This is a genomic window from Salmonella sp. NW1250 (assembly GCF_051812965.1).
GTDB lineage: Bacteria > Pseudomonadota > Gammaproteobacteria > Enterobacterales > Enterobacteriaceae > Salmonella > Salmonella enterica.
Genome location: NZ_JAMNDD010000001.1, coordinates 602,628 through 616,420, shown reverse-complemented (window position 1 = coordinate 616,420; position 13,793 = coordinate 602,628). Strand labels below are relative to the sequence as shown.

At 53.1% G+C, this 13,793-nt stretch carries 13 protein-coding genes and 1 other annotated feature (1 of these 14 only partly in view); of the genes, 9 read left to right on the top strand and 4 right to left on the bottom strand.

The window, feature by feature from the left end; genetic code table 11:
* Positions 1-86 (bottom strand) — a sequence feature (Trp leader region); it reaches 10 nt to the left of the window's first position.
* On the bottom strand, positions 63-107 hold the full coding sequence (gene trpL / locus NBA72_RS03115; protein ID WP_010989026.1) for a trp operon leader peptide: 45 nt from the start codon (positions 105-107) through the stop codon (positions 63-65). It overlaps the preceding feature by 24 nt.
* Before the next feature lie 121 nt (positions 108-228).
* Here trpL and rnm point away from each other — a divergent pair, with 121 nt between their 5' ends.
* From rnm to rluB, 3 genes are all read left to right on the top strand, one after another.
* A complete protein-coding gene (gene rnm, locus NBA72_RS03110) occupies positions 229-1,110 on the top strand; it encodes an RNase RNM (RefSeq protein WP_000500437.1) in 882 nt (293 codons plus the stop codon).
* A gap of 7 nt (positions 1,111-1,117) precedes the next feature.
* Complete coding sequence (locus NBA72_RS03105; protein WP_000077250.1) at positions 1,118-1,738, top strand: L-threonylcarbamoyladenylate synthase; 621 nt, start codon at positions 1,118-1,120, stop codon at positions 1,736-1,738.
* 100 nt (positions 1,739-1,838) lie between these two features.
* Entirely contained in the window at positions 1,839-2,714 is an 876-nt protein-coding gene (gene rluB / locus NBA72_RS03100) for a 23S rRNA pseudouridine(2605) synthase RluB (protein ID WP_001291233.1), read from the top strand.
* An 86-nt stretch (positions 2,715-2,800) separates the two neighbouring features.
* On the opposite strand, the gene cobO is transcribed toward rluB, so the two are convergent.
* Together cobO and NBA72_RS03090 are read right to left on the bottom strand one after the other, a co-directional pair.
* Positions 2,801-3,391 (bottom strand): cob(I)yrinic acid a,c-diamide adenosyltransferase, encoded by a 591-nt coding sequence (gene cobO / locus NBA72_RS03095; protein ID WP_042947125.1) that lies wholly within the window; start codon positions 3,389-3,391, stop codon positions 2,801-2,803.
* Positions 3,388-4,149, bottom strand: a complete 762-nt coding sequence (locus NBA72_RS03090) for a YciK family oxidoreductase (RefSeq protein WP_000559310.1) — start codon at positions 4,147-4,149, stop codon at positions 3,388-3,390. The genes cobO and NBA72_RS03090 overlap by 4 nt, the downstream gene beginning before the upstream one ends.
* Positions 4,150-4,386: 237 nt before the next feature.
* Between NBA72_RS03090 and sohB the strand changes: the two genes are divergently transcribed.
* Entirely contained in the window at positions 4,387-5,433 is a 1,047-nt protein-coding gene (gene sohB / locus NBA72_RS03085; protein WP_000422082.1) for a protease SohB, read from the top strand.
* A 41-nt stretch (positions 5,434-5,474) separates the two neighbouring features.
* On the opposite strand, the gene NBA72_RS03080 is transcribed toward sohB, so the two are convergent.
* Complete coding sequence (locus tag NBA72_RS03080) at positions 5,475-5,726, bottom strand: YciN family protein (protein ID WP_000548616.1); 252 nt, start codon at positions 5,724-5,726, stop codon at positions 5,475-5,477.
* Between the two features lie 402 nt (positions 5,727-6,128).
* On the opposite strand from NBA72_RS03080, the gene topA reads away from it, so the two are divergent.
* From topA to acnA, 5 genes are all read left to right on the top strand, one after another.
* A complete protein-coding gene (gene topA / locus NBA72_RS03075) occupies positions 6,129-8,726 on the top strand; it encodes a type I DNA topoisomerase (protein ID WP_000513593.1) in 2,598 nt (865 codons plus the stop codon).
* A gap of 410 nt (positions 8,727-9,136) precedes the next feature.
* Positions 9,137-10,111, top strand: a complete 975-nt coding sequence (gene cysB, locus NBA72_RS03070; protein WP_000776233.1) for an HTH-type transcriptional regulator CysB — start codon at positions 9,137-9,139, stop codon at positions 10,109-10,111.
* 280 nt (positions 10,112-10,391) lie between these two features.
* A complete protein-coding gene (locus NBA72_RS03065; protein WP_213083417.1) occupies positions 10,392-10,532 on the top strand; it encodes a YmiA family putative membrane protein in 141 nt (46 codons plus the stop codon).
* A 280-nt stretch (positions 10,533-10,812) separates the two neighbouring features.
* Positions 10,813-10,905 (top strand): small membrane protein YmiC, encoded by a 93-nt coding sequence (ymiC, locus tag NBA72_RS03060; RefSeq protein WP_223148964.1) that lies wholly within the window; start codon positions 10,813-10,815, stop codon positions 10,903-10,905.
* A 182-nt stretch (positions 10,906-11,087) separates the two neighbouring features.
* Entirely contained in the window at positions 11,088-13,763 is a 2,676-nt protein-coding gene (acnA, locus tag NBA72_RS03055; RefSeq protein WP_439004979.1) for an aconitate hydratase AcnA, read from the top strand.
* The last annotated feature ends 30 nt before the right edge of the window (positions 13,764-13,793 follow it).

Below are 13,793 nucleotides of genomic sequence, written 5' to 3'. Positions count from 1 at the left end.
CCGCTTAACAGGCGGGCCGGGTATCGTTTGGCTGATTACAGCTGTTCATACACCGCCCGCTATCAGGAAGTGCGCCACCAACCGTGTAATGCAAATGTCGCTGCCATTTTAGATACCCTCTTCATGTGAACTTTCGTACTAGTTAACTAGTTCGATGGAATAATGTCAACACCTATTTCAGTATATTTGCCGGAACCGTTATGATGTACATGACATACCTTTATCTCTATGGGAGCCGCCTTGAGCGACACGAATTACGCAGTGATTTACGATCTGCACAGTCATACCACGGCGTCCGATGGACTGTTGACGCCAGAAACATTAGTACACCGTGCGGTAGAGATGCGAGTCGGCACGCTGGCGATTACCGATCATGACACCACAGCCGCGATCCCTGCGGCAAGAGAAGAAATTTCACGTTGCGGGCTGGCCCTGAATCTTATTCCCGGCGTGGAGATTTCAACGGTCTGGGAGAATCATGAGATTCACATTGTGGGTCTGAATATTGATATTGCGCACCCGGCAATGCGCGATTTTCTGGCGCAGCAGACACAGCGGCGTCAGGCGCGTGGTCGGCTCATTGCGGAGCGTCTGGAAAAAGCCCATATTCCCGGCGCGTGGGAAGGGGCATTGAGACTGGCCAATGGCGGCGCGGTGACGCGCGGCCACTTCGCCCGCTTTCTGGTGGAGTGCGGCAAAGCCGCGACCATGGCGGATGTTTTTAAAAAATATCTCGCGCGTGGGAAAACCGGTTACGTTCCGCCGCAGTGGTGTACAATAGAACAAGCTATTGATGTCATTCATCATTCTGGCGGTAAGGCGGTGTTGGCCCATCCGGGACGCTACGACCTTAGCGCTAAGTGGCTGAAAAGATTAGTGGCATATTTTGCCGACCATCACGGCGACGCGATGGAAGTGGCGCAGTGCCAACAATCGCCCAATGAACGCACCCAACTGGCGACGCTTGCGCGTCAGCATCATTTATGGGCATCGCTTGGATCTGATTTCCATCAGCCCTGCCCGTGGATTGAGTTGGGGCGTAAACTCTGGCTGCCCGCTGGCGTTGAAGGCGTATGGCAGACATGGGAACAGCCGCAAATATCACAGTGAGGGAAGTATGAGCCAGTTTTTTTATATCCATCCGGATAACCCACAGCAACGGCTGATTAATCAGGCCGTCGACATTGTGCGTAAAGGCGGTGTTATTGTTTATCCAACCGATTCCGGCTATGCCCTGGGTTGTAAAATTGAAGACAAAGGCGCAATGGAGCGCATTTGCCGCATCCGTCATCTGCCGGACGGCCACAACTTCACGCTGATGTGCCGCGATTTGTCCGAGTTGTCGACCTACTCCTACGTCGACAACGTGGCATTTCGTCTGATGAAAAACAATACGCCGGGTAATTACACCTTTATCCTGAAGGGGACAAAAGAGGTGCCGCGCCGTCTGTTGCAGGAAAAGCGTAAAACTATCGGCCTGCGCGTACCGTCAAACCCGATTGCGCTGGCGTTATTGGATACGCTGGGCGAACCGATGCTCTCGACGTCGTTGATGCTGCCTGGCAGCGATTTTACCGAGTCGGACCCGGAGGAGATTAAAGATCGGCTGGAGAAGCAGGTGGATCTGATCATCCACGGCGGTTACCTCGGTCAACAGCCTACCACGGTAATCGATTTGACCAATGACTCCCCGGTGGTGCTGCGCGAAGGCGTCGGCGACGTTACACCTTTCTTATAAGGGCGTAAGCCTGTATACTACGCGGCCTTAAAATGGCGCGGCAACGCGCCGTTCATTCTCCTGTTCGACGCCTGTGAAGGCGACACCTGAAGGAAGCTCTATGAGCGAAAAGTTACAAAAAGTGCTGGCGCGCGCCGGCCACGGCTCTCGCCGTGAAATCGAATCCATTATTGAAGCGGGACGTGTCAGCGTTGACGGTAAAATCGCCACGCTTGGCGATCGTGTTGAAGTCACTCCCGGTTTGAAAATCCGTATCGACGGTCACCTGATTTCGGTGAAAGAGTCGGCGGAACAAATTTGCCGCGTTCTGGCCTATTACAAACCAGAAGGTGAACTGTGTACCCGCAATGACCCTGAAGGGCGGCCAACCGTTTTTGATCGCTTACCGAAACTGCGCGGCGCGCGGTGGATTGCGGTAGGACGTCTGGATGTCAACACCTGCGGGCTATTGTTGTTTACCACCGACGGTGAACTGGCGAACCGCCTGATGCATCCTAGTCGCGAAGTTGAACGTGAATATGCCGTGCGCGTGTTCGGTCAGGTGGATGAATCGAAACTGCGTGATTTAAGCCGTGGCGTACAGTTGGAAGATGGTCCGGCGGCATTTAAGACCATTAAATTCAGCGGCGGCGAAGGCATTAACCAGTGGTATAACGTGACGCTGACGGAAGGGCGCAACCGCGAAGTTCGCCGACTGTGGGAAGCGGTAGGCGTTCAGGTCAGCCGTTTGATCCGCGTTCGTTACGGCGATATCCCGCTGCCGAAAGGCCTGCCGCGCGGCGGCTGGACTGAGCTCGACCTCGCGCAAACGAACTATCTGCGTGGTCTGGTAGAGCTCCCGCCGGAAACCTCGTCGAAGGTTGCCGTCGAAAAAGACCGTCGTCGTATGAAAGCGAACCAGATCCGTCGGGCGGTAAAACGCCACAGCCAGATAGCTGGCGGACGCCGCTCCGGTGGGCGTAATAACAACGGGTAATCTCTACCGTGGTTTATAGGCCGAGAATCATCAGACAAGAGGGTTTGTGCCGGATGGCGGCGCAAACGCCTTAATCCGGCCTACGGTTAATAATCAATTCCCATCTGGGCTTTTACGCCCGCGTCGAAAGCATGTTTAACCGGACGCAGTTCGCTGACGGTATCCGCAAGATCAAGAATATCCCGGTGACAGCCGCGACCTGTAATAATCACCGTCTGGTGACCAGGGCGCGCGTTTAGCGCGCTTATGACCTCTTGCAGCGGCAAATAGTCATACGCCACCATATAGGTCAGCTCATCCAGTACCACCATATCAAGCAGCGGATCGGCCAGCATCCGTTTCCCATGCTGCCAAACGGCCATACATGCTGCGGTGTCTGCCTCGCGATTTTGCGTCTCCCAGGTAAATCCCGTTGCCATCACCTGAAATTCGACGCCATGCGGTTCCAGCAGATTACGCTCGCCGTTGGGCCAGGTGCCCTTAATAAATTGCACCACGCCTACGTTTTTACCGTGTCCTACGGCGCGGGCGGCAGTCCCGAAAGCCGCCGTGGTTTTGCCCTTACCATTGCCAGTAAACACGATAATAATACCGCGCTCTTCCTGTGCCTGGGCGACACGGGCGTCAACCCGATCTTTTACCTTCTGCTGGCGCTGCTGATAACGTTCATCACTCATTGGGCGATTCCTGGTTTACGGCCCGGTTGGGCGTCAAAGGTCATACCGGTTTTACGGCGACTGTCGTCGCCCATAAGCCACAGGTAAAGCGGCATAATATCGGCAGGCGTTTTTAATTTCTGTGGATCTTCCGTCGGAAAGGCGCTGGCGCGCATACTGGTGCGCGTGCCGCCCGGGTTAATGCAGTTAACACGCAGAGAACGGTTCTGGTATTCGTCCGCCAGCACCTGCATCATTCCTTCAGTAGCAAACTTCGAGGTGGCATAGGCGCCCCAGTTGGCGCGTCCCTGACGGCCAACGCTTGATGACGTAAAGACCAGCGAGCCGGCATCGGACTTCAGCAATAACGGTAACAGCGCCTGGGTGAGCATAAAGGTGGCGTTAACATTCACCTGCATGACATCCTGCCAGATCTGCGGATCTTGTTCGCTCATTGGACCGATTTCCCCCAGTAACCCGGCATTGTGCAGGACGCCATCCAGGCGGGGATAGTGCGCGGCGATGCGGTCGGCCACTTGCCGGCACTCTTCAGCGGTGCAGGTCAGCAGATCGAGCGTAAACCACTGTGGTTGAACATGTTGCTCGTCAGCAATGTGCTGCGCGACCCGACGCAGTTTCTCTTCGTTACGTCCCAGCAGAATCACCGTTGCGCCGTAACGCGCATACGTGAGCGCGGCTTCCCGCCCAATGCCATCGCTGGCGCCAGTGACCAGAATAATGCGGTTTTGCAATAGATCTTGTTTCGGTTGGTAATGCATGGCTACTCCTCAACGGCGTGGTGCACCGTCCTGCCAGGTTGTCTTATCTTCGCGTTAACTTTTCGGGTTTATGCCTGAAAGCGCCTTTTTTTTCAATCAGACAGGGGCGATAACGCCGTAAAATGAACGTCTTGTCATACTTTTTCTTCCTCAACAGGCACACGGATGAAGAGAGACTGACTTCGATGCCTGTTGTACACTGAGCGCAAGTCGCGTTATTTAATCAAGGTGGGAGTCGTGGAATTGTTGTCTGAATATGGCTTATTTTTGGCAAAAATCGTCACCGTTGTGGTGGCCATTGCCGTCATTGTGCTGCTGATCGTGAATGCTACGCAACGCAAACGTCAGCGCGGTGAGCTGCGCGTGACCAATTTGAGCGAGCAGTATCAGGAGATGAAGGATGACCTTGCTGCGGCGTTGATGGATGGCCATCAGCAAAAACTGTGGCATAAAGCGCAGAAAAAAAAGCATAAGCAGGAGGCGAAAGCCGCCAAAGCGAAAGCGAAGCTGGGGGACATTGCGACATCGGACAAACCGCGCGTATGGGTGATAGATTTCAAAGGCAGTATGGACGCTCACGAAGTTAATGCGTTACGCGAAGAGGTCACGGCGGTGCTGGCAGTGGCGAAACCCGGCGATCGGGCGGTTGTGCGTCTGGAAAGCCCCGGTGGCGTTGTGCACGGCTATGGCCTGGCGGCATCGCAATTGCAGCGCCTGCGCGATAAAAATATTCCGCTGACCGTGACGGTGGATAAAGTCGCGGCAAGCGGAGGCTACATGATGGCCTGCGTGGCGGAAAAAATTATCGCGGCGCCGTTCGCTATTGTGGGGTCAATTGGTGTTGTCGCGCAAATTCCGAACTTTAACCGCTTTCTCAAAAGTAAAGACATTGATATTGAACTGCATACCGCAGGGCAGTACAAACGTACCCTGACCTTGTTAGGCGAGAATACGGAAGAAGGGCGGCAGAAGTTTCGTGAAGATCTCAACGAAACGCATCATCTGTTCAAAGAGTTTGTGCAGCGGATGCGTCCGGCTCTGGACATTGAACAGGTCGCCACGGGCGAACACTGGTACGGTCAGCAGGCGCTGGAGAAAGGACTGGTTGATGAAATTAACACCAGCGATGAGGTTATCCTCGGCCTGATGGAAGGGCGCGAGGTGCTGAATGTGCGCTATATGCAGCGTAAAAAACTGATCGATCGTGTTACCGGCAGCGCGGCGGAAAGCGCGGATCGGCTGCTGCTGCGCTGGTGGCAGCGTGGACAAAAGCCGTTGATGTAAACCGCTATTGCCGGATGGCATTCAGCGCCATCCGGCATGGATTAATCCACCAGGTGATACTTCTCAGACAGCACATGCGCCAGGTGTTTAAACATGTTAAACACCGCGGTGCTTTTAGGGGTCGGTAACCCTTGCTCGTCTAAAAAGTAATCGCCGCTGAAAACCAGCACGCCATTTCTCTGCGTTACGCCGGTGGCGACAATACCTGCCATCGTGTCTTCATGTTCCCGAATAATTTTGTTGGCTTCAAGCAACAGTGTTTCGCGATCGATAGGTTGCGTCTCTTTATGCATTTTTTACTCCTTAAACAAGGAGATTAGTCTACGCTGAGCACTTCTGATGGGCAAATATTCTCACAGGAAATTGATGGATTTGTCATGTTGCGTTCACTGGCAAGATTTGTTTTTGCATGCTAATAAAGTTGCGTATCGAATTTTATCAGGTACAGTGTGACGCTTTCGTCAATCTGGCAACAGAATTGCTTGACATTCGACCAAAATTCCGTCGTGCTATAGCGCGTGTGTGCAAAAAAGCCTGTTAACTCAGTCACCTGAGGGTTACATTTCGTACACAAAGCCAGTACAAGGGGTTGATATCCGCAGACGCAGAGACCATATATCGTTGTCTCGTCGCCAGTGGAAGGTGAATCAACGTGCGACGCATTCCTGGAAGAATCAACTTAGGTAAAGGTGAATATGGGTAAAGCTCTTGTCATCGTTGAGTCCCCGGCAAAAGCCAAAACGATCAACAAGTATCTGGGTAATGACTACGTGGTGAAATCCAGCGTGGGTCATATCCGTGATTTGCCGACCAGTGGCTCAGCAGCTAAAAAGAGCGCCGACTCTACCTCCACCAAAACGGCTAAAAAGCCCAAAAAGGATGAACGTGGCGCTCTCGTCAACCGTATGGGGGTTGACCCGTGGCACAACTGGGATGCGCACTATGAAGTGCTGCCCGGTAAAGAGAAGGTCGTCTCTGAACTGAAACAGTTGGCGGAAAAAGCCGACCACATCTATCTCGCAACCGACCTTGACCGCGAAGGGGAAGCCATTGCATGGCACCTGCGGGAAGTGATCGGCGGCGATGACGCGCGCTACAGTCGCGTAGTCTTTAACGAAATAACAAAAAATGCCATTCGCCAGGCGTTTGAACAGCCGGGCGAGCTGAACATTAACAGGGTCAACGCCCAGCAAGCGCGCCGCTTTATGGACCGCGTGGTAGGCTATATGGTCTCGCCGCTGCTGTGGAAAAAGATCGCCCGTGGTTTGTCGGCAGGTCGCGTTCAGTCTGTCGCGGTCCGTCTGGTCGTTGAACGCGAGCGCGAGATTAAAGCGTTTGTTCCGGAAGAGTTCTGGGAAATTGACGCTAATACGACGACGCCGTCTGGCGAGGCGCTACCGCTACAGGTGACGCATCAGAACGACAAGCCATTCCGGCCGGTAAATCGCGAGCAGACGCTTGCCGCCGTCAGCTTGCTGGAAAAAGCGCGCTATAGCGTACTGGAGCGTGAAGACAAACCGACCAGCAGCAAACCTGGCGCGCCGTTTATCACCTCCACGCTACAACAGGCGGCCAGCACCCGGCTGGGCTTTGGCGTGAAGAAAACCATGATGATGGCGCAGCGTCTGTATGAGGCGGGCTACATCACCTATATGCGTACAGACTCCACCAACCTGAGTCAGGATGCGGTCAACATGGTGCGTGGTTATATTGGCGATAATTTCGGCAAGAAATACCTGCCGGATAACCCGAACCAGTACGCCAGCAAAGAAAACTCTCAGGAAGCGCACGAAGCGATCCGTCCTTCCGACGTTGCTGTCATGGCGGAGTCGCTGAAAGACATGGAGGCTGACGCGCAGAAGTTGTATCAACTAATTTGGCGTCAGTTTGTCGCCTGTCAGATGACGCCAGCGCAATATGACTCTACTACGCTTACCGTTGGCGCAGGCGAATTCCGTCTGAAAGCGCGTGGGCGTATTTTGCGCTTTGACGGCTGGACAAAAGTGATGCCGGCGCTGCGTAAAGGCGATGAAGATCGCACATTGCCTGCCGTGAATAAGGGCGATGCGCTGACGCTACTTGAATTGACGCCTGCTCAGCACTTTACTAAACCGCCAGCCCGGTTTAGCGAGGCTTCTCTGGTTAAAGAGCTTGAGAAGCGCGGTATTGGTCGTCCGTCTACCTATGCGTCGATTATCTCGACCATTCAGGATCGCGGCTATGTTCGCGTTGAAAACCGTCGCTTCTATGCGGAAAAAATGGGTGAAATCGTCACCGACCGGCTGGAAGAAAACTTCCGCGAATTGATGAACTACGATTTTACCGCGCAGATGGAAGATAGTCTGGATCAGGTTGCAAATCACCAGGCCGAGTGGAAAGCGGTGCTGGATAACTTCTTCAGCGATTTTACTCAGCAGCTCGATAAAGCCGAGAAAGATCCGGAAGAAGGGGGGATGCGTCCTAACCAGATGGTGCTGACCAGCATCGACTGTCCAACCTGTGGCCGTAAAATGGGAATTCGTACTGCCAGTACGGGGGTTTTCCTTGGATGTTCAGGTTATGCGCTTTCGCCGAAAGAGCGTTGTAAAACGACCATTAACCTGGTGCCGGAAAATGAAGTTCTGAACGTGCTGGAAGGCGACGACGCCGAAACCAACGCCCTGCGCGCCAAACGTCGCTGTCAGAAGTGCGGTACGGCGATGGACAGCTATCTGATCGATCCGAAGCGTAAATTGCATGTGTGTGGTAATAACCCGACCTGTGACGGCTACGAGATTGAAGAAGGCGAGTTCCGCATCAAAGGGTATGACGGCCCGATCGTTGAGTGTGAGAAATGTGGTTCCGAAATGCACCTGAAAATGGGGCGTTTTGGTAAGTACATGGCCTGTACTAACGACGAATGTAAAAATACCCGTAAGATCTTGCGTAACGGCGAAGTTGCGCCGCCGAAGGAAGATCCTGTTCCATTACCGGAACTGCCGTGTGAAAAATCGGACGCGTACTTTGTGCTGCGCGATGGCGCCGCAGGGATATTCCTGGCGGCCAATACGTTCCCGAAATCACGTGAAACGCGCGCGCCATTAGTCGAGGAGCTTTACCGGTTCCGCGATCGCCTGCCGGAAAAACTGCGTTATCTGGCGGATGCGCCGCAGCAGGATCCAGAAGGCAATAAAACCGTTGTTCGCTTTAGCCGCAAAACAAAACAGCAGTACGTTGCGGCGGAAAAAGACGGGAAGGCGACGGGATGGTCAGCGTTCTTCGTCGACGGTAAGTGGGTTGAAGGCAAGAAATAACCCCGGCCTGTCGCCACTGTAGTCAAGCGGGCCGCGTAAGCGGCCCTTTTTTATATCCCCTTCATATTTCAAGTGGCTGATGTGTTGGCTACGGATTACTCGGCCCATCTATAGGCCTCGCCCTGACGGGCCGTCGCACGCGACGTTCAAATCTGCTCCCGGCAGATTTGTCGCTCACCCCAGTCACCTGGTTATCTATGCTCCTGGGAACTCACTCGCTTGTTGCCTTTAATCACTCGAATTATTTTGGGTATAGCGGGCTTATTATTTTATCGCGCTGGCTATACAGTTCAGATATAAATGATATAGTGGTTATAGTTAACACCTTTTTTATTATTAAATCGTATTAGCAGCCCAATGATGTCTGCAGATAAACGATGGCCTGATGGCGCTAATCTGGATGATGTATTATGAAATTGCAGCAGCTTCGTTACATTGTTGAAGTGGTTAATCATAACCTTAACGTCTCCTCTACCGCTGAGGGGTTGTATACTTCCCAGCCGGGGATCAGCAAGCAGGTTAGGATGCTGGAAGATGAGCTTGGCATCCAGATTTTCGCCCGCAGCGGTAAGCATCTGACTCAGGTGACGCCCGCAGGTCAGGAGATTATTCGTATTGCGCGTGAGGTGCTTTCCAAAGTCGATGCCATTAAGTCGGTCGCCGGCGAGCATACCTGGCCGGATAAAGGCTCGCTCTATATTGCCACTACCCATACTCAGGCGCGTTACGCATTGCCAGGCGTGATTAAAGGCTTCATCGAGCGTTATCCGCGCGTTTCGCTGCATATGCACCAGGGGTCGCCAACGCAGATTGCGGAAGCGGTATCGAAAGGGAACGCCGATTTCGCGATTGCCACGGAAGCGCTGCATTTATATGACGATCTGGTGATGTTGCCATGCTATCACTGGAACCGTTCGATAGTGGTGACGCCGGATCATCCATTGGCGGCAACGTCTTCCGTAACGATCGAAGCGCTGGCGCAGTATCCGCTGGTGACGTATACCTTCGGCTTTACCGGGCGTTCCGAACTGGATACCGCTTTTAATCGCGCAGGATTAACGCCGCGGATCGTCTTTACTGCAACCGATGCGGATGTGATTAAAACGTATGTCAGGTTGGGACTGGGCGTTGGCGTCATTGCCAGCATGGCGGTCGATCCGCTTGCCGATCCTGATTTAGTGCGGATTGACGCGCACGATATTTTTAGCCACAGCACCACAAAAATTGGTTTTCGCCGTAGTACTTTTTTACGCAGCTATATGTATGATTTTATCCAGCGTTTTGCGCCGCATCTGACGCGTGACGTGGTGGATACGGCGGTGGCGTTGCGTTCTAATGAAGAAATTGAAGCGATGTTTCAGGATATAAAGCTGCCTGAAAAGTAATAGCATCGTCGGTTTGTGTCGTAGTGGCATGGCAGACAAAGCCGCCTTTTGCAATATCCCTCGAAGTATTACGGGTAATGATCAGCAAAATAGTGTTGAATTACCCGTCCCGCCAGTTTCTTTTTCCAAATAGTTATCTTGAGTCAAAAGATTGATTTATTCACTGGCAACGATTCGTAAATTGACTGGATTTTTGACTAAAGTTTATTTAGGATTTGTCTCATCTGATGATTAATTGTACCGATTGTTTGGTGCTGAAATGATAAGTGATACCGATAGCATGAGGTTAGTAATGCCTTCTGAAAACCAGGAACCGCGCCGCGACCCTGAGCTCAAACGTAAAGCATGGCTGGCGGTTTTTGTGGGTTCTGCGTTGTTCTGGGTAGTGGTAGCGCTTGTTATCTGGCATTGGTGGGGCTAAGTGAGCATTACGTCGGAACGCGAGCGCGTGATCGCGCCCCCGATTCAATCTTGTGACGATGATAACACCCCGGATACGACCGTTTTTCGGTCTGTTCCGCAACACTGGACGCTCACACCGCAGCAGCGGGCATTTATTGATGCTTTTGCTGATGAGGTGTCACAAAAATAATATTCGTCTTTTTATTGGCGTTACTGTTTTATTAACGCTGTCTTATTACACCGCAGCAACCGTGTGCTGAGCGCCTCTCAGTATTGATTAAACACAGTTGGTGTCGCCTATGTTAACGTCAAATATAAAGTATTGGTCATGGACTGGCGCGTTTATATTATCGCTACTGTTCTGGGCCGAGTTAATCTGGATTGCCGTCTAATCTCGTCAAAGCCCGATAATGCGTTATTTATCGGGCTTTTTCATCTTCGCTCCTCGCCTGTTAGGTTTCTCCTCTTTTAGCAATTTGGGTTGTTATCAAAACGTTACATTTTGTTTGTGTTATCTTTAATACAACCCTGTGGAGAATCAGGGTAACGCAACCCTGTCATTTAAGGAGGAGCTATGTCGTCAACCCTACGAGAAGCCAGTAAGGATACATTGCAGGCCAAAGATAAAACGTATCATTACTACAGTCTGCCGCTGGCTGCCAAATCCCTGGGCGATATCGCCCGTTTGCCCAAATCACTTAAAGTGTTACTGGAAAACCTGTTGTGCTGGCAGGACGGCGAATCTGTGACTGATGAAGATATTCAGGCGCTGGCCGGTTGGCTTAAAAATGCCCATGCCGATCGTGAAATTGCCTGGCGGCCCGCCCGTGTCCTGATGCAGGACTTTACCGGCGTGCCTGCCGTTGTCGACCTGGCGGCGATGCGTGAAGCCGTTAAACGCCTCGGCGGCGATACGTCGAAAGTGAATCCGTTATCGCCGGTTGATCTGGTTATTGACCACTCTGTGACGGTCGATCATTTCGGCGATGACGATGCGTTTGAAGAAAACGTGCGGCTGGAAATGGAACGTAACCATGAGCGTTATATGTTCCTGAAATGGGGAAAGCAGGCATTCAGCCGTTTCAGCGTGGTGCCGCCCGGCACCGGCATTTGCCATCAGGTTAACCTGGAATACCTGGGTAAAGCCGTCTGGAGCGAATTACAGGACGGGGAGTGGATTGCTTACCCGGACTCGCTGGTGGGGACTGACTCCCATACGACCATGATTAATGGTCTGGGCGTATTGGGGTGGGGCGTGGGCGGTATCGAAGCGGAAGCGGCGATGCTTGGTCAGCCCGTGTCGATGCTTATCCCGGATGTCGTCGGCTTTAAGTTAACCGGTAAACTTCGGGAGGGGATCACCGCCACTGACCTGGTGCTCACCGTCACGCAAATGCTGCGTAAGCATGGCGTAGTGGGTAAATTTGTTGAATTTTATGGTGATGGTCTGGATTCGCTGCCGTTGGCGGATCGCGCGACCATCGCTAATATGTCGCCGGAATATGGCGCCACCTGTGGTTTCTTCCCCATTGACGCCATCACCCTGGAATATATGCGATTAAGCGGACGTAGCGACGATCTGGTCGAGCTGGTTGAAACCTACGCGAAGGCGCAGGGAATGTGGCGTAATCCCGGTGACGAACCGGTCTTTACCAGTACGCTGGAACTGGATATGGGCCATGTCGAAGCCAGCCTGGCCGGGCCGAAACGCCCGCAGGATCGCGTAGCGTTAGGCGATGTGCCGAAAGCCTTTGCCGCCAGCGCCGAGCTGGAGCTGAATACCGCGCAAAGAGATCGCCAGCCGGTTGACTATACGATGAACGGACAGCCATATCAGCTTCCGGATGGCGCTGTCGTCATTGCCGCCATCACCTCCTGCACGAATACCTCGAATCCCAGCGTGCTGATGGCGGCGGGATTACTGGCGAAAAAAGCAGTAACGCTGGGGTTGAAGCGTCAACCGTGGGTCAAGGCTTCTCTGGCGCCGGGGTCAAAAGTGGTATCTGACTATCTGGCGCAGGCCAAACTTACGCCTTATCTGGATGAGCTCGGTTTTAACCTGGTCGGTTATGGCTGTACGACCTGTATCGGGAACTCCGGTCCGTTGCCGGAGCCTATTGAGACCGCGATTAAAAAAGGCGATCTGACGGTAGGGGCCGTGCTTTCCGGTAACCGAAATTTTGAAGGGCGTATCCATCCGCTGGTGAAAACGAACTGGCTGGCGTCGCCGCCGCTGGTGGTCGCGTATGCGCTGGCCGGAAACATGAATATTAACCTCGCGACAGACCCGCTGGGGTACGATCGTAAAGGCGATCCGGTATACCTGAAGGATATCTGGCCTTCGGCGCAGGAAATTGCTCGCGCCGTTGAACTGGTATCATCGGATATGTTCCGTAAAGAGTATGCGGAAGTGTTTGAGGGTACGGAAGAATGGAAATCGATTCAGGTTGAATCGTCCGATACCTACGGCTGGCAGTCGGATTCAACCTATATTCGCCTGTCGCCTTTCTTTGATGAAATGCAGGCCCAGCCTGCGCCCGTCAAAGATATCCACGGCGCGCGTATCCTGGCGATGCTGGGTGATTCGGTGACGACCGACCATATTTCCCCGGCCGGCAGTATCAAGCCGGACAGTCCCGCCGGACGCTATCTGCAAAATCACGGCGTTGAGCGGAAGGATTTTAACTCTTATGGATCACGGCGCGGCAACCATGAAGTGATGATGCGCGGTACGTTCGCCAATATTCGTATTCGCAACGAAATGCTGCCCGGCGTCGAAGGTGGGATGACGCGGCATTTGCCGGGTACGGAAGCGATGTCGATTTATGATGCCGCGATGCTATACCAGCAGGAAAAAACGCCGCTGGCGGTAATTGCCGGGAAAGAGTATGGGTCGGGATCGAGCCGTGACTGGGCGGCAAAAGGTCCGCGGCTGTTAGGTATCCGCGTGGTGATCGCCGAGTCGTTCGAACGTATCCACCGCTCAAACCTGATTGGGATGGGGATCCTGCCGCTGGAGTTTCCACAGGGCGTAACGCGTAAAACGCTGGGACTGACCGGGGAAGAGGTGATTGATGTCGCGGATCTGCAAAACCTGCGCCCTGGCGCGACCATTCCGGTTATGTTAACGAGAGCGGACGGCAGCAAAGAAACTGTGCCTTGTCGCTGTCGCATTGATACCGCCACCGAGCTGACTTACTACCAGAATGACGGCATATTGCACTATGTCATTAGAAATATGCTGAACTAAAGCCGTTTATCGGGCCTGCCGTAAACAGGC